This is a genomic window from Streptomyces sp. NPDC050211, from assembly GCF_040656035.1.
Lineage (GTDB): Bacteria > Actinomycetota > Actinomycetes > Streptomycetales > Streptomycetaceae > Streptomyces.
Genome location: NZ_JBFALC010000058.1, coordinates 41739 through 63068, shown reverse-complemented (window position 1 = coordinate 63068; position 21330 = coordinate 41739). Strand labels below are relative to the sequence as shown.

The 21330-nt window shown below is 68.0% G+C and carries 20 protein-coding genes; 15 read left to right on the top strand and 5 right to left on the bottom strand.

Annotated elements, in window-relative coordinates:
- Positions 1-95 precede the first annotated feature (95 nt).
- A complete protein-coding gene (locus AB0I98_RS38635) occupies positions 96-1232 on the top strand; it encodes an IS110 family transposase (protein ID WP_362950061.1) in 1137 nt (378 codons plus the stop codon).
- Between the two features lie 104 nt (positions 1233-1336).
- Here the strand turns inward: AB0I98_RS38635 and AB0I98_RS38630 are convergent, their stop codons facing one another.
- Entirely contained in the window at positions 1337-2380 is a 1044-nt protein-coding gene (locus AB0I98_RS38630; RefSeq protein WP_362950054.1) for an NAD(P)-dependent alcohol dehydrogenase, read from the bottom strand.
- A 95-nt stretch (positions 2381-2475) separates the two neighbouring features.
- Here AB0I98_RS38630 and AB0I98_RS38625 point away from each other — a divergent pair, with 95 nt between their 5' ends.
- The 3 genes from AB0I98_RS38625 (at position 2476) to AB0I98_RS38615 (ending at position 5714) form a co-directional block, all read left to right on the top strand.
- Complete coding sequence (locus AB0I98_RS38625) at positions 2476-3069, top strand: TetR family transcriptional regulator (protein ID WP_362950052.1); 594 nt, start codon at positions 2476-2478, stop codon at positions 3067-3069.
- A gap of 201 nt (positions 3070-3270) precedes the next feature.
- Positions 3271-4109 (top strand): IS5 family transposase gene (locus AB0I98_RS38620; protein WP_362950059.1). Its coding sequence is split into 2 segments (ribosomal slippage): positions 3271-3774 and positions 3777-4109, totalling 837 coding nucleotides; the frame shifts between segments, so codons are not numbered across the junction.
- Positions 4110-4976: 867 nt separating this feature from the next.
- A complete protein-coding gene (locus AB0I98_RS38615; RefSeq protein ID WP_362950051.1) occupies positions 4977-5714 on the top strand; it encodes a tetratricopeptide repeat protein in 738 nt (245 codons plus the stop codon).
- On the opposite strand, the gene AB0I98_RS38610 is transcribed toward AB0I98_RS38615, so the two are convergent.
- Positions 5673-6068: a transposase gene (locus AB0I98_RS38610; RefSeq protein ID WP_362950050.1), complete on the bottom strand. Its 396-nt coding sequence runs from the start codon at positions 6066-6068 to the stop codon at positions 5673-5675. The genes AB0I98_RS38615 and AB0I98_RS38610 overlap by 42 nt on opposite strands.
- 616 nt (positions 6069-6684) lie before the next feature.
- Here AB0I98_RS38610 and AB0I98_RS38605 point away from each other — a divergent pair.
- On the top strand, positions 6685-7755 hold the full coding sequence (locus AB0I98_RS38605) for a hypothetical protein (protein ID WP_362950048.1): 1071 nt from the start codon (positions 6685-6687) through the stop codon (positions 7753-7755).
- Between the two features lie 144 nt (positions 7756-7899).
- Here AB0I98_RS38605 and AB0I98_RS38600 read toward each other — a convergent pair whose 3' ends face one another.
- A complete protein-coding gene (locus AB0I98_RS38600; protein ID WP_362950046.1) occupies positions 7900-8028 on the bottom strand; it encodes a hypothetical protein in 129 nt (42 codons plus the stop codon).
- A 221-nt stretch (positions 8029-8249) separates the two neighbouring features.
- On the opposite strand from AB0I98_RS38600, the gene AB0I98_RS38595 reads away from it, so the two are divergent.
- From AB0I98_RS38595 to AB0I98_RS38565, 7 genes are all read left to right on the top strand, one after another.
- The gene (locus AB0I98_RS38595; RefSeq protein ID WP_362950044.1) at positions 8250-8438 is read left to right on the top strand and encodes a hypothetical protein; all 189 of its coding nucleotides are present in this window, start codon (positions 8250-8252) and stop codon (positions 8436-8438) included.
- 668 nt (positions 8439-9106) lie between these two features.
- Positions 9107-10540 (top strand): isopentenyl-diphosphate Delta-isomerase, encoded by a 1434-nt coding sequence (gene idi, locus AB0I98_RS38590; RefSeq protein ID WP_362950043.1) that lies wholly within the window; start codon positions 9107-9109, stop codon positions 10538-10540.
- A 241-nt stretch (positions 10541-10781) separates the two neighbouring features.
- Entirely contained in the window at positions 10782-11840 is a 1059-nt protein-coding gene (locus tag AB0I98_RS38585; RefSeq protein WP_362950041.1) for a polyprenyl synthetase family protein, read from the top strand.
- A 24-nt stretch (positions 11841-11864) separates the two neighbouring features.
- On the top strand, positions 11865-12743 hold the full coding sequence (locus tag AB0I98_RS38580) for a class I SAM-dependent methyltransferase (RefSeq protein ID WP_362950040.1): 879 nt from the start codon (positions 11865-11867) through the stop codon (positions 12741-12743).
- Positions 12744-13128: 385 nt separating this feature from the next.
- Positions 13129-13302, top strand: a complete 174-nt coding sequence (locus tag AB0I98_RS38575) for a hypothetical protein (protein WP_362950039.1) — start codon at positions 13129-13131, stop codon at positions 13300-13302.
- Positions 13299-14354 carry a polyprenyl synthetase family protein gene (locus AB0I98_RS38570; RefSeq protein WP_362950038.1) on the top strand — a complete coding sequence of 352 codons (1056 nt, stop codon included), beginning with the start codon at positions 13299-13301 and terminating at the stop codon, positions 14352-14354. The genes AB0I98_RS38575 and AB0I98_RS38570 overlap by 4 nt, the downstream gene beginning before the upstream one ends.
- Positions 14354-15235 (top strand): terpene synthase family protein, encoded by an 882-nt coding sequence (locus AB0I98_RS38565; protein ID WP_362950036.1) that lies wholly within the window; start codon positions 14354-14356, stop codon positions 15233-15235. The genes AB0I98_RS38570 and AB0I98_RS38565 overlap by 1 nt, the downstream gene beginning before the upstream one ends.
- A 362-nt stretch (positions 15236-15597) precedes the next feature.
- Here the strand turns inward: AB0I98_RS38565 and AB0I98_RS38560 are convergent, their stop codons facing one another.
- Positions 15598-16467 (bottom strand): MerR family transcriptional regulator, encoded by an 870-nt coding sequence (locus AB0I98_RS38560; RefSeq protein WP_362950034.1) that lies wholly within the window; start codon positions 16465-16467, stop codon positions 15598-15600.
- A 505-nt stretch (positions 16468-16972) separates the two neighbouring features.
- Between AB0I98_RS38560 and AB0I98_RS38555 the strand changes: the two genes are divergently transcribed.
- Positions 16973-17785, top strand: coding sequence for an SAM-dependent methyltransferase (locus AB0I98_RS38555; RefSeq protein ID WP_362950032.1), 813 nt, complete (start codon positions 16973-16975; stop codon positions 17783-17785).
- A 116-nt stretch (positions 17786-17901) separates the two neighbouring features.
- On the opposite strand, the gene AB0I98_RS38550 is transcribed toward AB0I98_RS38555, so the two are convergent.
- Positions 17902-19215, bottom strand: a complete 1314-nt coding sequence (locus AB0I98_RS38550; protein ID WP_362950030.1) for a helix-turn-helix transcriptional regulator — start codon at positions 19213-19215, stop codon at positions 17902-17904.
- Between the two features lie 164 nt (positions 19216-19379).
- On the opposite strand from AB0I98_RS38550, the gene AB0I98_RS38545 reads away from it, so the two are divergent.
- Both AB0I98_RS38545 and AB0I98_RS38540 read left to right on the top strand, forming a co-directional pair.
- Positions 19380-19508, top strand: coding sequence for a hypothetical protein (locus AB0I98_RS38545; protein WP_362950028.1), 129 nt, complete (start codon positions 19380-19382; stop codon positions 19506-19508).
- Positions 19509-19605: 97 nt separating this feature from the next.
- Positions 19606-21102: an MBL fold metallo-hydrolase gene (locus tag AB0I98_RS38540; RefSeq protein ID WP_362950026.1), complete on the top strand. Its 1497-nt coding sequence runs from the start codon at positions 19606-19608 to the stop codon at positions 21100-21102.
- The last annotated feature ends 228 nt before the right edge of the window (positions 21103-21330 follow it).

Genomic DNA, 21330 nt, shown 5'->3' with positions numbered 1-21330 from the left:
GGCCCCCGCGGCCCGCTTGAGCCGTGTGCCGCGACGAGCGGCATGCACGGTTCTGAGGGGGCCGGAGCCTCGCAAGGGGCTCCGGCTACCCGACCCTGGTACTCAACGAGAGCGGCGAAGCGCTACTGTCTCGCCGCGTCGGCAATGACGAGCCAGAACTCCTCAAGCTAGTCGACGCCGTACTCGCCCTCGGCGACCAGGTGACCTGGGCCGTGGACATGGCCGGCGGTGAACCCGCCCTCTTACTCGCCCTGCTCGTCAACCACGGGCAGGATGTCCTGTACATTCCCGGCCGCGTGGTCAACCGGGCCAGCGATGGCTACCGGGGCGAGGGCAAGACCGACGCCCGCGACGCGCTGGTCATCGCCGACCAGGCCCGCATCCGCCGGGATCTCCAGACTCTGCGGCCCAGTGACGAAGCCACCATAGAGCTCCGGCTGCTGACGAATCGCCGCAGCGACCTCGTCCGCGACCGCACCCGGTCCATCAACCGGCTGCGCTCCGCCCTGACCGGCATGTTTCCCGCGCTGGAACGCGCGCTCGTCCTGACCAGTGCCGGACCGCTCGTCCTGCTGGCCGGCTACCAGACGCCAGCAGCACTCCGGCGCCTCGGTGCCGCGCGGCTCACCCGATGGCTGCGCGCCCGCGGCGTCCGCAGCCCCGAAGGGCTCGCGAAGAAGGCTGTCGAGGCCGCAGAGCGGCAGCACACCGCCGTGCCCGGCGAGACCCTAATCGCCCAGCTCGTCCTGACGCTTGCCGAGGAAGTCCAGGTCCTCAACGAGAAGGTCGCCGAGGTCGACCGGCTCATCGAGGACAGCTTCCGAACCCACGAGCTGGCCGAAATCGTAGCCAGCATGCCCGGCATCGGTCCGCTGCTGGGCGCCGAGTTCCTCGCCGCCATCGGCAACGACCTCGCATACTTCGCCAGCCCGGACCGGTTCGCGGCCTTCGCCGGCCTGGCACCAGCACCGAACGATTCCGGGAAGCGGAACGGCAACCTGCACCGCCCCCGCCACTACCACCGAGGTCTCCAGCGCATCTTCTACATGTCCGCCCTGATGAGCGTCCGCTACGACCCCAACTCTCGGACGTTTTACGACCGCAAGCGCGCCGAGGGTAAACGCCACACCCAGGCCGTGATCGCGCTCGCGCGCCGCAGAGTCAACGTCCTGTGGGCCCTGATCCGGGACGGCCGCCTCTACGAAGTCGCCCCGCCCCGGCTCACCGGCTAGGTTCTGGGCCTTGGCGACCTGCCTGCCGCTGCGGATGGCCGGGCTGGGGCGTGCGTCAGGTAGATGGAGACACCGGACGGCACCGCGGTTCCTGGCCTCGCCGTTCAGCCCAGGTCGGACATGTCGAGTACGAAGCGGTAGCGGACATCGTTGCGCCGGAGACGGTCGAGGGCCTCGTTCACTCGCGCCGAGGGGAGCACCTCGATGTCGGCGGTGATGCCGTGTTGGGCGCAGAAGTCGAGCAGGGCGGCGGTCGCAAGCCTGCCGCCGCTGCCTGCAGAGCTGAGCTTCTTGCGTCCCACGAGCAGGTCGGTGGTCTGTACGGTGATGGATCCGAGGTGCCCGAGGTGGCTGAGCGTCCCGTCCATGGCGACCAGACGCAGGTAGGGGCCGAGGTCGTGCGGGGCGGAGATGGTGTCGATGACGACGTCGAACCGGTCGCGGGCGTCAGCCATCTGTTCCGGGTCCGTGGAGACGATGAGACCGTGGGCGCCGAGACGACGAGCGTCGTTGGCCTTGTCCGGTGAGCGGCTGATGACCGAGGTGTCGGCGCCGAGCGCCACGGCGATCTTGACCGCGAGATGGCCCAAGCCCCCCAGACCCGCCACGGCGACGCGGGTCCCCGACCTCACACCGAGGGCGTGCAGCGGTTCCCAGACGGTGATCCCGGCACAGAGCAGAGGAGCGGCGGCGGCCGGATCCAGACCGGCGGGAAGAGGGTAGGCGAAGCGGTCGCGGACGACGTACTCGCGGGAGTAACCCCCCAAGGTGGTCGATCCGTCGTGCCGGTCGATGCCGTCGTAGGTCAGGGTCGGGAAGGCGTGGCAGAAGTTCTCCTGACCGGCCCGGCACATGGCGCACTCGCCGCACGAATCGACGATGTTGCCCACCGCGACCGGGTCGCCGACGGTGAAGCGGGTGACCGCAGAGCCGGCCTCGGTCACCACGCCCGTGAACTCGTGCCCCGGCACCAGGGGCTTGCCTCCTTCGCCGAACCGGGCGCCGACGGCGTGCACATCGGTGTGGCAGACACCGCAGTAGTCGACCCGGACCGCGAGGTCGTCGGGGCGCAGGTCGCGCCGTTCCAGAGGCGTCCGCCGCAGTGTCGACGACGACCCCTCCACCTGCCAGCCAACGGTGCTCCTCATGACGCCTCCTCTTAGACAGACTGTTCGGTCTATTCACAGTAGGCACATCCGGTCCACGTAGGCAAACCAACTGTTCTGTCTGGTAGCGTCAAGATATGGCCGATCAGCCCCTGACCTCGCGTGGCGCCGCGACGTACCAACGCATCCTCGACGTGGCGACCCGCGAGTTCGCCGAGCACGGGATCGCCGGTGCGCGCGTCGAGCGGATCGTGGCCGCGGCCCGCACGAACAAGGCGCAGCTCTACGCCTACTTCGGCAGCAAGGAAGGGCTCTTCGACGCCATCTTCTTCGGCTCGCTGGAGCGGATCGTGAACGTCGTCCCGATCGACGCCACCGACCTCGCGGACTGGGCCGTACGCCTCTACGACGAGTATCTCCGCCGCCCCGACCTCATCCGACTGGCCACCTGGGCACGCCTGGAGCGACGCCCGGCCGGCCACCTGGTCGACGACCCCGACCGCCTCGACGACCACAAGCTGCGCGCCATCGCCACGGCCCAGGCCGCCGGTCTGGTGCGCCAGGGAGACCCGTTCGACATCATGGCCATGGTGATCGCCATGTCCATGGCGTGGTCACCGGTCAGCAATGTCTACGCGGCGACCGCACAGGAGCCCCCCGCACTGCACGAGCAGCGTCGAACCCTGCTCCGCGAGAGCGTCCGCCGCGCCATGACGGCCGACCAAGTCTAGTTCTGCCCCTCCAGCCAACTGCGTGCCCAGATGAAGGACAACAGCGCAGCGGGAGCCTACGAAGCTTGACTTCTCCATTGGGAAGCCACTCATGCCTGCCCGTTCTCAACCTGCTGCTAGAGGGCGTCTGAAAAGCCTGTCAGCGGGCAAGTTGCCTGGTAGCGGGGCGGTGACGCATTTTCGGGGGCTGGGGTGTGCGGGCTGCGTACCCGCTACTCGACGGATCTTTCCGATCCGGAGTGGGAGATCCTCTGTCCGCTGGTTCCGGCGGTCAAGCCTGGTGGACGACCGGCGAAGCACTCTCGGCGGGAAATTCTCAACGCGCTGTCGTACTGGCTGCGGGCCGGCTGTGCTTGGAGACTGCTGCCGCATGACCTGCCGCCGTGGCAGACGGTTTACCACTACTGGCGGCGCTGGCAACAGGATGGCGTGTGGGAACGGATGTTGACGGTGCTGCGTGAACGCGAGCGGGTGCAGCTCGGCCGGGATCCCACTCCCAGTGCGGCCATTGTGGACAGTCAGAGCGTTCGGGCCAGTGAGCGCGGCGGCCTGCACGGTTACGACGGCGGCAAGAAGGTCAGCGGCATCAAGCGCCACCTGCTCGTCGACACCCGCGGTACCGTCCTGGTCACCTGCGTCAGTCCGGCCAGCGTCGGCGACCGCGACGGAGCTGTAGTCCTGTTCGCACGGGCTACTGATGCCTTTCTCCGCGCTTGCGGCACGTGTGGGCGGACCAGGGCTATCGCGGCGCCGACTTCCACGCTTGGGCACTGGACGCCACCGGCATCACCGTGGAGGTCGTGCAGCGCCGCGACGGTGGATTCCGCTCGACCTGGGCTCGGGTGGGGGCCCCGCCTCCAGCAGTGCCCCAGTTCGCGGTGGTCCCGCGCCGTTGGGTGGTAGAGCGGACGTTCGCCTGGCTGGGACGGTGCCGCCGCCTGTCGAAGGACTACGAGTACCTGCGCGTCTGCTCGGAGAATGCCGTCTACCTCGCCATGGCCATGCTCCTGGTACGCCGCATCGCAAGACCATCCCGCTGACAGGCTTTTCAGACGCCCTCTAGCACCATGCCAAGGGACATCGGAAACGAGAACCTACACGAATTGGCCACACTCGTCAGCCGGTGTAAGTTCCCGTTTCGCGTGTCCCTTTCCCATTGACGATGGCCGGTTGTCGGTGTCCGGCCCAAGGGACAACACGGTGAGGCGTACTTGTCCTGTCGCAATTCAGGCTGTCGGATTCTCACCCGTTCTCGTTCGTACTGGCGGATTCTCATGGCGTCACGTGTTGAGCGGCTGCGTTTGCTTCGTCCTGGGGGCGTGTCGTTGCTCATGGCCTGGCGCTTCTGCCCACCGTGAACGAGCCTTCCGCGAAGGCCACGTTGTTTGAGAACGAGGGCCGCCGGTGTTCTCAATCCAGTTGGCGCCTCCGCAGGTCAGCGAACCGCGACCTGCCAACTCCACCTCGACAGGACAGTACTTCTGTCTGATGGCTCACTCGTCGTGCTGCTGTTCCCGGTCTCGTCCTATGCAGCGGCGCCCTCCCGCTTGATCGCGGAGATGTCGCAGCGACGGGCGTCAGGACCAGCGCGCCGGCAGGGACTGCCAAAGCGGCCCGCAGGAGGCGGGCCTGTTGTCGAAGCAGACTGTCACAAGAGGGTGGGGCCACAGGCGTGGGCAGTGTGAACCGCCCCGACCACGACGCCTTCCCCCAGGAACCGGGACCGCTCCCGATGGTTTGCCCCTACCATCCGCTGCACAGCTTGCTGGTGTGGCGAGGTCGGGATCGGCTGACCGCAGGGAGAGACAGTGATCTTTCGGAAAACCGACCGTGACCGCGGATCGCGCGCAACGCGCCGTTTCGTGCGGGCGACGGAATGCATCAGGAGGGGGCGCCAGGAGAAGGCCATGTCCATCCTCGAGGAGCTGTACGAGGAGCTGGGCCCAAGCCCCGGCGAGGACCCCGTCGCGGCGGACGTGGAGTACATGCTCGCCTTCGGCTACTGGGTGCACGGGGAAGAGGACAAGGCGATGGCCCTCGCGCAGCACGGCTATGAGACCCACGAAGAACCCTTCGGCAAGGGGAGCCGGGCGAGGCTGATCGGAATGTGTCATCTGACACAGGGCCATGTCGACGAGGGGATACGGTTCTTCGAGGAGGCACTGGAGCTCATGGAGGGGGCCGACCCGTTGGCCTCCTCCACCACCGGCCACACCCTTGACCTGGCCGCTCTCTACCGCGACAAGGAGCGATGGGCCGAGGTCGCCACGCTTCTGGAGAAGGTGCTGACGGGCTACCGCGTAGGCAAGATCAGCGCGACGGTTGACAATTACGACGTATTCCAGGTCCGCTGGAGTCTGTCCATCGCGTACTGGCACGAGAAGCGGTTTGAGGACGCGCGCGAACAGCTGGCCAAGTTCCGCGGGTACGAGCCACTGTTCAGTTCTCACCCCTTCCTGCAGCAGTCAGCCGGCCAAGCGGCAGCGATCGTGAACTACATGGACGAGAACCCGGAGGATATCGCCGCGGGGGACGTCTCACTGGAGGACATCGTCGGAGTCGTACGCGACGACTGGCGCTACCAGGGCCTCATGTACAAGGGCTCACTCGGCGGCCGCGGGTGGGGCAGCGCATCCGCCCGCTGAGGGCCCGTCCCAGGACGCCGCGATCGGCGGCGCTGCGTGGCGCCGCCACAGCGAGCGCGAAGTGTGGCCTTCCGGCCGCACGGCGGCCTTGTAGGACGGCGACATGTCGATGGCGACGAAGCGGATACGGCCTCGCCAGTCCAGTTCGGCGGTGGACAGCCAGGCCAGCACGTCGGCGGCAGCCCGCCCCTCGACCTGGCCCAGCAGTCCGCCGCCGTCCGCGGCGTCCATGAAACCGGTGTGCCAGCGATCTCGTGTCGGTCGCCACCGGCCCGATGCCTCGTCTCGTTCCCAGCGCGGCTTGCCGCGGCGGGTCTCTGCCCGACCTGCTCGGTGAACGAGGCCCGCTCGCATGCCGACTCGTCGCACCACCAGCGGCGCTTGTGCCAGACCAGCTCCAGCCCCGCTCGCCGTACCGCAGATCCCGCGGCCGGGTGACCGCGCTGCCGCATACCCGCCGGGCGAACACCCCGCACCCCGGGCAGGGCCGGGCCGCTGTCTCCGCGGTGACCAGATGCACCCGACGGATGCCATCCGCACACCGCTCCACCCCTTCCACGGCCAGCCCGTCGAGGCCGAGCAGCCGCGTCGTATCGTTGACCACGCCCGTGGCTCCCGGATCCGTCTGCCTAGAGAACAGACATGATCACCCGGGGCCGCGGGCGCTCCGCATCCGGGTGCCTCAACTCCCCAGCCAGTCACCGATGGTGACCAGCAGACAAGCCCCACCGCTCAAGTTCGAGGACCCAGATATTCGAGGCACGCGGCTCATGCGCCGGATACCCAGTACGATCCGTGACGCACCGCGGGGGTTGTAGAGCCGTGGGCCGGCCGGCCGGCATCGTGCTCACCTAATTTCAGCCGATCCGGAGCCCGTCGCGCATCGCGGTTGAGATCGTCGGGCAATGGTGCGAGCGGGCCCGCCGAGATCCGAGGCGGACTGCGTGGGAGGGGACCGGGGATGCGGCCGGTGCAGCGAGACGGGCTGGGGCGGATACGGCGCGTGCACCGCGAGCGGCTGCGGTGGGGATTCCCCATGACGGCAGGGGCGGTGATCGCCGTCGCCGTGTGCGTCGGGATGGATGTCCAGGGGGTGTTCGACCGGCACCACTGGACCGCGGCCGCCGTCCCGCTGGTGCCGTTGCTGACGCTGGGCATGGCTGCGGCCTACGTCCTGTTCGCCACGCTGCCCGGCTATCAGCCGCGGCGCTGGGTGGCCGTCTGCGATGGCGGACTGCTGGTGTGGTCGCTGCGAGGGCCGGACAGGGAGGTCATCCCGTGGGAGGCGATCACAGGGCTGGAGGGGTTCACGGGGAGTTATCCGGCGAACGTCACGGACCAGCTGCTGTGGACCGAGGAGGACAGGAAACGGACCCTGGGGCTCGGCGCGTTCACAGGGCGCCGGGATCTCTTCCGGGCCATCACCGTGCGCGGGCCGGTGCGGCGGACGGTGGCCGGTCAGGTGGCGGCGGCCGGGGCGGTCGCGGGGCTGCTGGCGCTGGTGACGTGGCAGGTTGCACTGCCGTACTACGCCCCGGTCACGGTGAGCGACGCAGCGGACGACGTGGCGGACTACGCCCGTGCCTGCGAGAAGGCGGGGGCACGCTTCGAAGGAGCGGCACGGTATGACAGCAGGAGGGGCGCGTCCGCGTTGGCCGTCTTCACCGTGGGTGAGGACGGCCTGGTTGACAGCTCCGAGGGTGCGCGGCGGCTGACGGGCGGCCGCGGCAGCGAGACGGAGTCGCCGGACACTGTCGAACTAGTCGGGTGCTCCCACAGGATCGGGCGGGGGCCGACGGGCCTGGTGAAGTCCTGCTCCTACAGCAACGACATCTTCGTCGAGCACTATCAGGGCAGGTACCGCGTGGACGTGTACGAGGCGCGCACATACCACAAGGTCGGCAGCGTGACGGTGAACGGCGGCGTCGACGTCTCGTGCGGGTTCATCGCGACGGCCGACTACGAAGGGGAGGTACTGGAAAGGGAAACTGAGCCCGACGACAACGACTACGCGTCTGCGCTGGAGAGATTCCTCTCGTGATGCGGCCCGGGACGGCACCCGGACACCGGCGACTGCCCGACGACGCCCGGCACGCCACACCCGATATGGAAGATGCGGCTGCCACGCGGGCGCGCACCAGATCCACCGGCGCGTACGCCGGATCCGCCCGAGCCGCGCCCCGCTTCACATCGACGCCATCGACCTGGTCGACGTGGTCGCCGACGACGTCGAGAAGACCATCACCTGGAAGAGCTGGGAGACGTTCCCGCTCGGCGGCTGACTCCACACCACCAGTTCATCGAAGCCCCTCAACGCGCGAGGGGACAAGATCGTGAGACGGAATGCCGTGGCCCACGAATGAGACACGCCGAGAACGTGCAGGTCGCCTCCCCAGAACGGGACATTCCGATTGCGCGCCTACAGCAGCCTGCCGTGCGGTGATCGATCACTATCCCATGTGGTGCTGTAGGCTCGCATTTTCGATGTCCCTTTCTCGTTGACGGTGGCCCTTTTCTGGCCCAAGGGACAAGCGCGTGAGACGAACTTCCGTCTGTTCGTTCGCCTGTAGTAGTGCTGATCCCGTTCTCGACTACGCAGCGGTGTTCTCCGACATGATCGTGGAGATGTCCCAACTGGTCGCGGCCGGGGTCTCGACTCCCCTCTCTTGGGCACGCCGACGTCCGCAGCACCGGCTCGGGAAGGGGCCGACCGCGCACCAGTGAGCGGGCCGTGGGCTGCCAGGCGGATCCGTGGGCTGGTGGTTCAGCACGCTGTCGACCCGGCCGCTTCTTCGCCCCTTGCCCCCCAGTTACACCGAACGTTTGGCAGACCCTCGAGACGGCGCGCGGCCGTACGCCCCAGGGGCAGAATCCACCGCGCGCCATTGATGTATGCCCCTTCGCAAAAGCGTTGGAGCAGGAAACCCTTGAGTGTACGGGCTGAGGGCTTCGAAGGGCAGGACCATGCGGCATTAGGTGAGCGCTGTCTGAGGCAAGGGTGGTGTGTCGCCTGGTTATTACTGCTGTTTCGACGCTGATCTGGCCGCTGCGATGTGGTAGTCGGCCGGGAAAGACGTGCGCCGCCTATTGGCGCATCAGTTGCCCGCTCTGGCCGGGGAGATTCGTTAGTTTCTGCCCGCGACGGTCGCCGGGGCGGGCGTCTGGGGCGGCATTGGGGTCTCGCACGCCTCCACGGCCCTGTCCTGCGCCGATGTTACTTACCGAGGCTCGCCAACTGTCAGGAGTTGCAGTCGCGGTGGCAGCTGTAGTCGAGGGCGGTGTGCTGACGGGGATGCCGTAAGGGTCGGGGCATCGCCGCTGTCCCCGAAGCGCAGCTTGTCGATGCGCTTCTGTCGGAAGCGTTCAACCTCACGATGGAGGAAGAAGTAGAGATGTCTCAGCGTGACCGCGAGAACCTGACCGTCGAGCTTGTCGACGCCAACGGGAACACCACCGGAACCGCCACCGTCGAGGACGCACATCGGAACCCTGGGAAACGCCACCGCGCCTTCTCGGCCATGCTGTTCGACGGCAAGGGCAACGCCCTCATCCAGCGCCGTGCAGCTGGCAAGCTCCGCTTCGCCGGGCAATGGGGCCCTTCCACCTGCGGACATCCCTTTCCCGGAGAGACTCTCTCCACCGCCGGGCAGAGGCGCATCTTTGAAGAGCTGGGCGCCTCGGGGGTTGAGGTCCATGAGGTCGGTCACGTCGAGTACCGCATCACCGAGCCCGGTGGGGCCTACACGGAGGAGGAGTACGACCACGTCCTGATCGGTTTCTACAACGGCACCCCGCGCCCCGACCCCGAGGAGATCGACGAGGTCCGCTGGATTCCTGTCGACGAGCTGACCAAGGAACTCGCCAACCCCAGCGAGGGCAACGTCTACGGGGAGTGGCTGAAACTGGTGTGGGAGACCGCTCTGCCCGCGGCCGTCGAATCCGGTGCGGTCCGCATCGAGTCGCCTCAGGTCCACAGCGACCAAGAGGCCAACACCTACGCGTACTACGAGTACAAGAGGGCCGACACGATCAACATCGCCGCGGGCGACGACGATTACGTGCATTCCCACTTCTCCGTCGTGCCTTTCAACCGCGCCGTCCTCGACCTTGAAGGGCCCGCGCGCGAGCGGGCCATCCTGCGGGAACTCCACCGGCTGGAAAACATTCAGTCGCAGGAAGTCCTCGCCCTCTGCGGGGACATTTCCCCCAACGCCCGGTTGCTGGACACTGGCTGCGGCAGGGGCGGCACCGCCTTTCATGCCTATGAGCGTTTCGGTTGCCACGTGGACGGGGTGGACTTCTCCCCCTTCCGCGTCGAGCACGCCAACAGCGTGGCCCGCCAGCGCGGCATCACCGACCGGGTCGCCTTCTACGTCGGCAACATGACGTCCACCGGTCGTCCTGCCGATCACTACGACGCCGTCTACGTCAACGAGGCGGCGATGCACCTGGAGTCCATGTACGAGCTGTGCGAGGAAGTCGCCCGCGTACTCAAGCCCGGCGGCCGGTTCGTATTCGTCGAGTGGACCGCTGACGACATCGCCGCCCGGCAGGGGGCCGAAGTGTCGGCAATCGACAAGAACTACTACACCTGTATCCAGCTTCGTGCCAATGCTCTCGACGCCATGCTGCAGAACCGGCTCGTCCCGCGGCGCATCGAGGACCGTGCCAAGGATGTCCTGCCCTACTGGGAGCTGCGCAGCGAGTCGGATCACCGCACCGGTGTGGAGGAGCCGTTCCTGAGGGCATTCGGCAACAACATCCTCAACTACTTCATGGTCATGTGCGACTACCAGCCGGAGTGGACCGGCGAGCAGAGGACGTGACCGTCATGGCTGCCACGTCCGAGCACCCACACCACCGGCCGTCGCTCGCCAGACCCGGTACCCGGCCGACGAGTAACGCCGGCTGTAGCTGGTTGGGTGCGTCGGCCGAGCGCGAAGCCGGGGCTGGCAACCGCAGTCCTCGCCTGGCAGAGGTCACCGCCGCGTCCGGCCTGGCGGCGGGCGGTAAGCGTCTGCGGCCGGTGATGTGTGTCATGCCGCTGCAGCCCGCGGAGAAACCACGATGACCCCGCCGCGCCCCGCACATCGCCCCTCACCTGTCCCGCCGCCGGCCCGGACAACAGACCGGGTACTGATCCACACACGGCAGCTCATCGGGCCGCTGCTACGGGACGAGGTCGACCGGCTGCCTGCGCGGGTACGCCGCGTCGTCGGCTACCAATTTGGCTGGTGGGACGCCCACGGCCGCGTCATCAAGGCAGAGTCCGGGAAGGTATTGGTGCCGACCCTAGGGCTGTTGTGCTGCCAGGCCCTGGGTGGCGAGGCCGGTCAGGGCGTGCCCGCCGCGGCAGCATCCGAGCTGCTGCACAACTGGGCGCTGGTACAAGACGACATCATGGACGGTGACGTGCTGCGGCGCCACCGCCCCACGGCCTGGAAAGCCTTCGGCACCTCGAACGCGCTGCTGGCGGCGGATGCCCTGCTGATGCTGGCCTTGCAGCAGCTGACCGCAGTCGATGAGCGTGGCGCTCTGGCCTGCACGCGCATCCTGCAAGGCGCAGTTCTGCAGCTGATCGAGGGCGAGGACGCCGACCTCGCCTACGCGGAGCGCCCCGCTGTCAGCATGGACGAGTGCATGGCCATGACGGTAGACAAGACCGCCGAAGGGCCCGCAGCCTGTGCGATGGGCGCCCGCATGGCCAGTGATGACATGGAACGGGTCGAGGCCCTGCGGTCGTTCGGCGAATGCCTGGGGCTGGCCTATCAGATTACCGACGACCTGCTCGGCATCTGGGGCGACCCCTCCGTCACCGGAAAGTCCGCAGCTTCCGATCTGACCAGCCGAAAGAAGACCGTGCCGGTGGTGGCCGCCCTGAACTCAGCCACCCCGGCGGGCCGGCAACTGGCTGATCTCTACCAGCACGAAGGCCCGCTGGGGCCCGATGAAATCACCCGGGCAGCGCGGCTGGTGCAGGAGGCCGGCGGACGGGCCTGGGCCGAGCAACAGGCGACCAGCTGGCTGGCCAAAGCCTTCGGCCATTTGGACAGCGCCGCCCCTGCTCCGCAACCGCGGTCAGAACTGCGCGCCCTGGCACACGCGATCATCCAGCGCAACCACTGACCGACACCCCAAGGGAGCGTGACGATGACCGCGCACACCGACACGCCATCGCCCCTGCACCGCAACGCCTTCGAACGCGAGGTCTTCGCCTACTACCACACCAAACGCGACGACGCCCTCAACCTCGACCTGGGGCATGTCGACGGGTTCTACCACCACCACTTCGCGGTCGGCGACTTCGACCGCAGCATCCTGGCCCTGGACGGCTATGCACGAGAGCGAGCCATCGGGGCCGAGATCCACCGAATGGAGACCCGGCAGGTCGACACCATCATCCAGGCACTGGGCAACGTCTCCCCCCAGGCACGACTGCTCGACGCCGGCTCGGGCCGCGGCGGCACCGCCTTCCTGCTCCATCATGCCTTCCGCTGCCAGATCGACGGCGTCAACTTCTCCTCGTACCAGAACCAGTTCGCGCGCGCCCAGGCCGACAAGCACGGCTGCGCTGACCGGGTCCATTTCCACGACCGGAACATGATCGGCACTGGTTTCCCCGACGCGCACTTCGACTACGTGGTCACCAACGAGACGACGATGTACGCCGACTTGGACGAGGCATTCGCCGAGTTCTCCCGTCTGCTCAAGCCCGGCGGCCGGTATGTCCTGCTGAGCTGGTGCCGCAACGACGCCCTCGCACCGCACTCCGATGAAGCCACAGCCATCGACGCGCACTACCGCCAGACCCACCGACGCGACGAATATCTACGAGCCCTGCTCCAGGCCGGACTGATCCCCTACCAGGTCGACGACCTCACCTGCCGGGCCACCCCGTACTGGGAACTGCGTAGCCAATCGGCACTGGCCACCGGAGTTGAGGCGTCTTACCTCAACGGCTACCGCAGCGACCGTGTCAACTACATCCGCATCGCCGCGCGCAAGAGTCTCTCGGACGCGGGTAGCTAGCCTGCAGGAGTCGGGAAGTAAGGGGATCAGGATGGCAAACGCGACATACGCGCTCGCAGACCTGGCAGGGATCACGATTCCACGCTTGGTCACTCCGTCGACCAAGCGGGCGGCCGTCATTCAGCCACCCATATGTATCGGAACTGCAGTTGGCGCTGCTCGCGCTGTCCGACTGCGAGCTGCTCCCAGCCGCTATCCGGGATCTGAACGCCCTGGCTCACCTGATCACCCACCGCGATACATGAACTCGGCAGAGGTGCGTCGACCTTCGCTCGGGAATCGGATCCGACGCTGCCCATCGGGTGAATGGGACTCGGTCTCCGGGCGGTGAACAGGCCCACCTGCGTAACCGCGCTTCGGCTCACCATACGAAGGGATCACAGACATGGTTCAGGAGCCGCTTCCCGGCAGTCTCGACGGATGGGTCCTTCCCGAGGGGGAGCTGCGCAGCGTCTCCGCGCACAAGACCGGCGTTGAGGCCCCCTTCCTCGCCGCCTACCGCTCCGGTCCGCTGAAGATGAACTACCCGTTCGCCGACTACCAGCGACCCGCGTCATGACCGACCCCGACACCGTACGCGCCCGGATCGCCGAGCGGCTCGACGAGCACCTCACGCGCCTGACCGCAGACACCGCCTGCGAAGCTGACCGCCCCCTCATCGACCGCACCGCCACGCTGTGCTCGACCGGCGGCAAACTCCTGCACGGCCGCTTCTGCCACGCTGGATGGCTCTGCGCCGGCGGAGACGACGACGAAACCATCTTCGACGCCTGCGCCGCCGTCGAACTGTTCAAGGCTGCCTGCCTGCTCCAGGACGACATCGTCGACAACTCCGCACTGCGCCGCGGCCAGGCTTCCCTGCACCAGGCCACGGCGGACCTGCATGCCAAGAACGCCTGGCGTGGACCGGCAGCCCACTTCGGCACCGCCACCGCCCTTTCCCTCGGAGGGGTCGTCTTCGGCTGGGCCTACGACACCCTGGCGCGCTCCTTTACGGGCCTGGACCCCGCTGGCGCCCAAGCCTGCCTGGCCTGGTTCTCCCGCTCCATGTACCGCGCTTTCGCCGGGGAAGTTCACGAGCTGTACGCCCAAGCCACCAACACCCTCACTCCTGACACGGCGTGGCAGATCGCCATGCGCAAGACCGGCACCGTCACCGCCTATTCCTTCAATGTCGGCGCTGTACGCGCCCCGGGCGGCCGGACGATCGTCCAACAGATGGAGACGCCCCTCGCCCGCATTGGCACTGCATTCCAGTTCCGCGACGACCTGCTGGGCATGTTCGGAGACGTGCACCTGACCGGAAAATCGGACCGCGACGACCTGCGCGACGGCAAGCCCACGCTGCTGGCCTGCACGGCCCTGGAGCGCCTCCACGGCGACGACCGCGCCCGTCTGCTGGCCCTGTACACATCAGGCCGCGACGACGATGCCGCCGCGCAGGAAGTACGTGCGCTGATAAACCAAAGCGGGGCGGTGGCCGAGGTCGAGGACACCATCGGCAGCCTGGCGCGGGAGACAGAGCAGGCACTCGCCGCAGCACGACTGCCATCGATGGGGAAACAAGCACTCGCCACGCTGGTCCATGACATTGTGTGGAGGAACCGGTGATGCCGCCCGCGGCGGGCGCTGCGGGCCCGCACGGAATGCGCTATCCAGACCTTCCCGATGAACCCGAGGCACGGATCAACCCTCACTACCCGGCCGCCGCCCGGGCCGCCGAGGAGTTCATAGCCACCTGCCCGAACCTGTCCACTGCCGAGCGGGAAGTGCTCTTGGAGGAGGACCTCGGCATCATCGCTGCCTGCGGCTGGCCGCTCATGAGCCGGGACACGCTGTGCGCTTCGACTCAGTTCCTGGTGACGGTTGTGGCCCGCGACGACCGGATCGACGAAGGCGACACAGACGGCGCCGCGGCACTGGACGAAGCCAACGCTCACGGACTGCAACGGCTGCTGAAGACGCTGCCGACTGCTTCCGCCCAGCGGGTTGCGCGCGCGGCGCGGGCGGAGGCGGAATGGGCGCGTGGACCCTGCGCGCCGTCGGCCTCGGTGGAGGCATACCTGGAGTACATGCACGGTGCCGGTCAGCAGCTGGGTGTAGAGCTGACGGCGGCAGGCGCCGGAGGAGCGTATACGCGGATGCTGGACGCGGCTGAGGCACAGGAGTTCATGCGCCTGAACGCGGATCTGATGCGGCTGGCCAACGACATCGTCGGTGCCCCGAGGGAGATGAGCGAGGCCGGCGCGCGACTCAACGCCGTCGTGGTGCACCAGCGGCTCACCGGTTGCACGGCACAGCAGGCGCTGGACGCCTGTCTGGAGCTGTACCACCGCCTGCGAGAGCGGTACGCCTACGAGCGGCAAGAGCTGGCCCGCCGAGAGGGTTTTGAGATGATGTGCGCGCACTTGCATGCGATGTACTGCGGGCTCGTGTTCGCAACAAAGCGGTCGCCGCGCTATCAGCGGTACTGGATACAGCCCGCTCGGTGATCTCACCTCCATCCCTATCCTCGCCGGAGCGGACTTCACGCCTAACCGGGTCAGCCTGTGCCGTGGCCGGAGCGCAGGGGACAAGATCGTGAGACTGGTTGCCGTGGCCCGTGAACGAGACAAGACGGAAAATCCCAGGTCGTCACAACGGAACGGGACATTCCGACTTGGAACCGACAGCTTGGCCCAGGAGGCCATCGGTCTGTGGTGCGTGGGCTGTCAGCGGCCAGTTCGGAATCCCCACGTACGGCCAGTTGTGATGTCACTCTTGGTTACGGCCCGGGCTCGACGTCTGACCCGATCGGTCACATGCGGATGAACGCGACCGGTTGTCGGGCCACGTCAGTGCCAGGCACAGGCGATCAGCTGTCCGCGGAGTGGGCGTCGGCAAGGGCCTCGCCGAAGAGCCGTCCGGCGAGTTCCATGCAGCGCATCCGGGCAGGAGAGAAGTCGTAAGGCATCTTGGTGATCGCTGTGGCGGCAGTCATCAGGTCGGCGTCGTAGATCTCGAAGATCTTCTCCTCGGCCGCGTCGAGACCAGCTGCCTCGATGGCCTGATTCAGGGCCATTAGGTGAGCGCATCGCTGTACGGCGAGCTCTTCGACGCGCGGGTCGTCGGGTTCGACGCCGTCGTCGAGAGCGGCCTCGGCCGCCTCAATACGGTCCTCCTCGGCCCGCAGGTCGGGGTGGGTGGCCAGCACGATGAACGTGCCGGCCTGGATGGCGGCGCCCAGCGGCCCGAAGATCCGTTCCGCGACTAGCAGGGCGTCCAGATCGGAGGGACGCAACGCTCCCCGGGGCAGGTGGCTGAGCCGGTCCGTGACCAGTTCGGAGAGCAGCCCCAGCGGGCTGCCCACCGCCTGCAGGCGCTGGACAGCCGCGCGCCGACGTTTGATGGCGGCCTCCTGCGCCGCCAAGGTTTCCTCCAGCCTGCTCAGGACCGACTCGATATCCGGGGCTTGGTCCAGGGCTTCGTCTCCAGCTTCGTCCCGGGCTTCGCCGAAGGCGGCCCGCATGTCGTCCAGGCTGATACCGGCATCAGCCATCTTGCGGATCCACAGCAGGCGGGTCATGTCGTCATAGCCGTAGCGGCGGCGGCCGTCCCCGCCGCGCTCGGGCTCCGGCAGCAGACCGATCTCGTGGTAGTGGCGGATGGCGCGTGGGGTGATCCCGGCGAACGCAGCGGCATCACCGATCTTGACCTGCCGGGGAGGCGTGAGGGAGGGGTACATCGCAGACAGAGCCTTTCGTGCTGTGGTGCCCCGACCCCACCACATGCCGCTACGGCATGTGCAACAAGCCCATCCAGGTGCCACCGGAGCCAGGCCCTAGCTGCCGCCGGGACCGATCAAGAACGACGAACCATCCGGGAACGCAGAGTGACCACCGGTGGCCAGATAGCTCCCCGCCAAGTGGCCGCCGCTGGGGAATTCCCACTGACCGCCGCCAGTGGGCGCCGGAGTGGTACTGACCCTCGTGGGCTCCCTCATGGGGTGAAGGCGGCCGGAAACCTCTCGGCCCGCGACGAGCGGTGGCTTCAGTGTGTCACCCCACACGGCTGAGTTCGCTGTCAAAGCGCCTCGGTGGGATGGCAGCGGTCAGAGGGCCCGGATGGCGGAGTTGGACCGGCTGCGGTGCGGCCCCGTACGCATCGGGTCATGAACTCGCTGAGAGCCAGCGCCTGTTGACAGTAAGTTGGGCGAGAACTACTGGACGCACGTCGGGAGGGTGTTCTCCGTGAAAGATGGCGACCCAGCACAGCAGGCGCTAGCCAAGATCGACACCTCAGTGCCGCATTCGGCGCGGATATGGAACTACTGGGTTGGAGGCAAGGACAACTACGAGGTCGACCGCGCAGCCGGAGACCAAGTGATGAAGGTGTTCCCGGGCATCGTTGACGACGCCCGTCACACCCGGGCGTTTCTGGCACGTGCTGTCCGCTACCTTGCAGGTGAGGCTGGCATCCGGCAGTTCCTCGACATCGGCACGGGCCTGCCGACCGCCGACAACACTCACGAAGTCGCCCAGCGGGTAGCGCCGGAGTCGCGGATCGTCTACGTCGACAACGATCCCCTGGTGCTCGTGCACGCCCAGGCCCTGCTGGCCAGCCACCCCGAGGGAGCCTGCGACTACATCGATGCCGACGTACGAGCCTCGGACCGGATCCTGGCGGGAGCCGCCAAGACGCTGGATTTCAGCCGCCCCATCGGACTGATGATGCTGGGGATCCTAGGCAACGTCCCAGACTACGACGAGGCGCTGGAGGCACTGAAGCGCCTGCTGGACGCTCTGCCCTCTGGCAGCTATCTCGTAGTCAACGACGGCACGACCACTAACGTGGAACGGAACGAGGCTGTCCGTCAGTACAACGAGAACAGCGGCAGTCCTCATCCCTACACCAACCGCAGCCCAGAACAGATCGCCGCCTACTTCAGCGGTCTGACCCTCGTAGAGCCCGGCGTGGTGCCCACCTCACAATGGCGGCCCGAACCGAACCCGTGGCCCACCACCGACGTTGCGGTGCTCTGCGGAGTCGGCCGCAAAATCTGACACCGCTTGGCTCAGCGGATACCTGGACTGGAAGCGGTGGAGGCGTCAGGTGTCTCCCATGCTCGACGAGGCATTCCCTGCCCGACAGCACGGCGAGGTCATCAGCAAACAAGATGTCAGCTGGCCCGTGCGAGTTCGAGGAGTTCGTCGACACCTTCCGCTCCGGCGTACTTCCTGAACCCGGGCAGCAGATCGTGGACAAGGGTGACGCAGCGAGGGGCACCGATCCGGTTGGCGAGCCGGAGCGACTCCTTGGCGGCGGCTGCAGCGTGATCGGCTTCGCCGACCTGGAGGAAGCTGCCGGCTTCGTAGGTCAGGAACACTGCGCGGGTCTTGTCCCGGGCACCGGGGAGCAGCAGCATCCCTTCGCCGATCAGCTGGTGGGCCCGCTCGGGTTGGCCGAGGTCGAGCAGGCACTGGCCGGAGTCCACCAGGAGGTCGGCGGGCGACATCCAGGTGCACCAGGCCGGTGACGGCTCGCCGCTGGCGGCGCCCAGTTCGGCCTCGGCCATCGTCAGGGAGCGGTGGCAGGCGCGGTCTTCTCCGAGCGCGGCCTGGGCCCGTGCGAGCCGCAGGTGCAGCAGGGAACGGGCGGCGGAGTGCCGGGTGTGGACGATGGCGCTCTGCAGGATGCCCGCTGCGTCCTTCGGCTCGCCCAGCCACGTGGCCTGGTAGGCGAGGTCGGAGAGGATCCCGGCACCCAGGTCCCGGTCCCCGGATTCGTGCGCGCTGTGCAGGGCGCCGTGCCAGAAACGGCCAGCGGCGGCGTGTTTGCCCTGGTCGAAGCGGTGCCAGCCGACGGTGGAGGACAGGCGCGCGGCCAGGGCGTGCAGACGCTGACCGACGGGCTCGGTGTAGTTCCGGCCGTCGATCAGGTCGGTCACGGTCGTCAGGTGGGCGTCGAGGAGCGTACGGGTGTGCTGGCGCTGCTCGGTGACGAGGCTCGTGAGCTTCGTGCCGGTGGCTTCCAGCAGGTCGACGAGTTCGGCGTCGACGGGTTTGCCGTCCAGGGCGCTGGCCAGGGCCTGGGGCTCGCTGGAGGCCCACTCGTGGGCGAGGCCAGCCAGTGCGGCGGTGCTGTAGGTCAGGAAGGTGCGGCGGTCCATGGAAGTTCGCAGGGCCTCTCGAAGAGCAGGAACGGTGCTGTGCGGCCCGAGCGGTAGAGAGCTGTCACGGCCCGGCAGCCAATAGGGCCAGCCGAGGGCCGTCACGAGACCCTGGTCGATCTCGAACACGTCGGCGAGGAACATCTGGGAGTCCGCGTCGGGGACGGCGCGGTAGTTCTCCCACTTCCAGATCCGCTGCCGCTCAGCGCCGGAGCGCAGCCCGCGCCCAAGCGCAGCACGTCGGATCTCACGGGCGAGCTCGGACTGGCTCCATCCCCGCTCGATCCGGGCGTGCGCGAGGGGATGGCGGATCAGGTCGTCCACGGCGTAATCCCATCATCCTGCGTGACCAAAAGCGTACTGCGCGTGGCGCGGGACTACAGCGGGACTACACCCAACTCCTGTCCCTGGTCGAACAGTTGAGCTGTACTCCCAGAAGATCCCCGCCAGCAGGGGCGGGGGCCGAGGACCGGGAGAGGAGGACCGCGATGAGCGAAACGACGAAGAGCACCACAGCGAAGGTGACGCCCCAGGCGGTGCGCGCACTGCAGCGCCGCGTGAAGGCGTTCGCCGCGACCGGTGCCACCAGCCACGCGCCCACCACGTACCACCGGTGACGCTTCACGGCTGATGACATGACGGCGGCCGGGGACGCTGGAACCGTCCCCGGCCGCTCCGCCCATACGTCCCACGACCATGTAGAGGAGAAGCACCATGGCCGCTCCCGCCGGGCTGGAGCTGACATTCCTGGGCCACCAGACGTGGCACCTCACCGACGGCCTCTCCACGGTACTGCTCGACCCGATCCTGGCCGAGGCATTCGGGGCCGGGAACCTGAAGTTCCCGATCTGGCCGCCGCGCACCGTCGACGTCGCCAGCATGCCGACACCGGACGCGGTGATCCTCAGCCACGAGCACCTGGACCACTTCCACCTGCCCTCGCTGAACCTGCTGCCGAAGACGGTCCCCGTCTATACCGGCATGACCACCCCGGCCGCCGTCACCGACGCCATCGAGGTCCTCGGCCTCACCGTGCACCGCCTCGACCACACCACGCCGCTGACGGTCGGCGACATCGAGATCACCCTCTACCCGGCCGGCGCCCGCACCCTGTTCTGGGAACAGCGCGTCGCCCAGCCCCTGGTCCGGCTCGCCGGCACCACCGGCAACGACGTGTTCATCGGCGTCGACGCCGACGTCTCCGACCTCTACATCGAGCAGCTCACCGACGGCGCCCTCGACCCGCCGCGGCTCGCGATCGTGTCCAACAACGCGCAGACCGTCCCCTACGGGGCGCTCGGCGCCGACAACAACCTCCTGCCCGGCATGGACGGCCCCCGCAACCGCAAGTCCGGCATCGAGATCCTGAACGGCCTGCTGATCGACTACTGCAAGCCGCTTGACGGCGTGCCGGACGTCGCGCTGTGCGGCAACGGGTTCACCGCCCCGCGCAGCCCGCACGGCCCGTTCCTGTACGCCGACCACCCGGCGCTCGCCGAGGCCGCGGGCGCCCTCCAGCACCTCTTCCGCGTGCACGGCCCGCGCCCCGGCGACCGGCTCACCGTTCCGCCCGGCGGCGGCCCCATCACCACCTCCCGCGCCGGATGGGTCCACCTCGACCAGGACGCCGAAGCCCGCGCCCTGGATGAGCAGCGCGCCTTCCTCGCCGACCCGAAGCAGGTGGAACCCGCCCCGATCACCGAGCCCCTGCCGGAAGAGCAGTGGGAGACGGCGCGGGCCCTGCTCGCCGAAGAACTTCCCCGGATGGCCCGCGAGTTGATCGCGACCCGAATGGGCGCCCTGGCATCCGGGATCCACGACTACCTCAGCGGCCCGGTCGGCTCCCGCCGCGCCGTGCTGCGGCTGCTCGACCCGCCCGGCGCCGGAGGAAGCATCGAGTCGTACGCCTGGAACATCACCGGGCCCGCGTGGGAGCCGGTGGAGTCCACCGGCCGCGAAGAGGCCATGGCCCTCTACCCGTTCGGCATCGAGATCTACTACCAGGACCTGATCGCCGTCTTCGAGGGCCGCGCTCAGATCTGGGACGTCGTCGGCGGCTCGTACCAGGGCTGGCACATCGGCGAACCGCTCGACTCCCCGGTCTACGCCCTGTTCGCGGTCTACGGCGAGCACCAGCGTCCCGACCTGGCCGCCCGCTGCTATGAGCACAGCCTCACCGCGCTCGGCCACACCCAGGGCACCGCAGCATGAGCACAGCACTGGCCGGGCCACTCGCCGGCGCCGCCCGCGTGCGGCCCGACGGGTGGCTCGCCACCCCGCTCACCACCGACCCCGCCCGCGCGGAGGCCCAGGCCCGCTCCCTGATCTACCGCCATCACCCGGCCGCACCCGGGCCGGTGCGCTGCCTGACCGCCCGCTACCGCACCGCGACCTTCACGCTCGGCACCCCGCCCCGCCAGCTCCTCAAGCGCCACGGCG

Excerpts from the sequence above, each read along its gene's own strand:
- AB0I98_RS38580 (WP_362950040.1), top strand. The coding sequence starts at position 11,865 with ATGACCGCGCACACCGACACGCCATCGCCCCTGCACCGCAACGCCTTC.
- AB0I98_RS38585 (WP_362950041.1), top strand. The coding sequence starts at position 10,782 with ATGACCCCGCCGCGCCCCGCACATCGCCCCTCACCTGTCCCGCCGCCG.
- AB0I98_RS38575 (WP_362950039.1), top strand. The coding sequence starts at position 13,129 with ATGGTTCAGGAGCCGCTTCCCGGCAGTCTCGACGGATGGGTCCTTCCC.
- AB0I98_RS38625 (WP_362950052.1), top strand. The coding sequence starts at position 2,476 with ATGGCCGATCAGCCCCTGACCTCGCGTGGCGCCGCGACGTACCAACGC.
- AB0I98_RS38540 (WP_362950026.1), top strand. The coding sequence starts at position 19,606 with ATGGCCGCTCCCGCCGGGCTGGAGCTGACATTCCTGGGCCACCAGACG.
- idi (WP_362950043.1), top strand. The coding sequence starts at position 9,107 with ATGTCTCAGCGTGACCGCGAGAACCTGACCGTCGAGCTTGTCGACGCC.
- AB0I98_RS38565 (WP_362950036.1), top strand. The coding sequence starts at position 14,354 with ATGCCGCCCGCGGCGGGCGCTGCGGGCCCGCACGGAATGCGCTATCCA.
- AB0I98_RS38560 (WP_362950034.1), bottom strand. The coding sequence starts at position 16,467 with ATGTACCCCTCCCTCACGCCTCCCCGGCAGGTCAAGATCGGTGATGCC.
- AB0I98_RS38610 (WP_362950050.1), bottom strand. The coding sequence starts at position 6,068 with ATGCGAGCGGGCCTCGTTCACCGAGCAGGTCGGGCAGAGACCCGCCGC.
- AB0I98_RS38630 (WP_362950054.1), bottom strand. The coding sequence starts at position 2,380 with ATGAGGAGCACCGTTGGCTGGCAGGTGGAGGGGTCGTCGTCGACACTG.
- AB0I98_RS38570 (WP_362950038.1), top strand. The coding sequence starts at position 13,299 with ATGACCGACCCCGACACCGTACGCGCCCGGATCGCCGAGCGGCTCGAC.
- AB0I98_RS38545 (WP_362950028.1), top strand. The coding sequence starts at position 19,380 with ATGAGCGAAACGACGAAGAGCACCACAGCGAAGGTGACGCCCCAGGCG.
- AB0I98_RS38615 (WP_362950051.1), top strand. The coding sequence starts at position 4,977 with ATGTCCATCCTCGAGGAGCTGTACGAGGAGCTGGGCCCAAGCCCCGGC.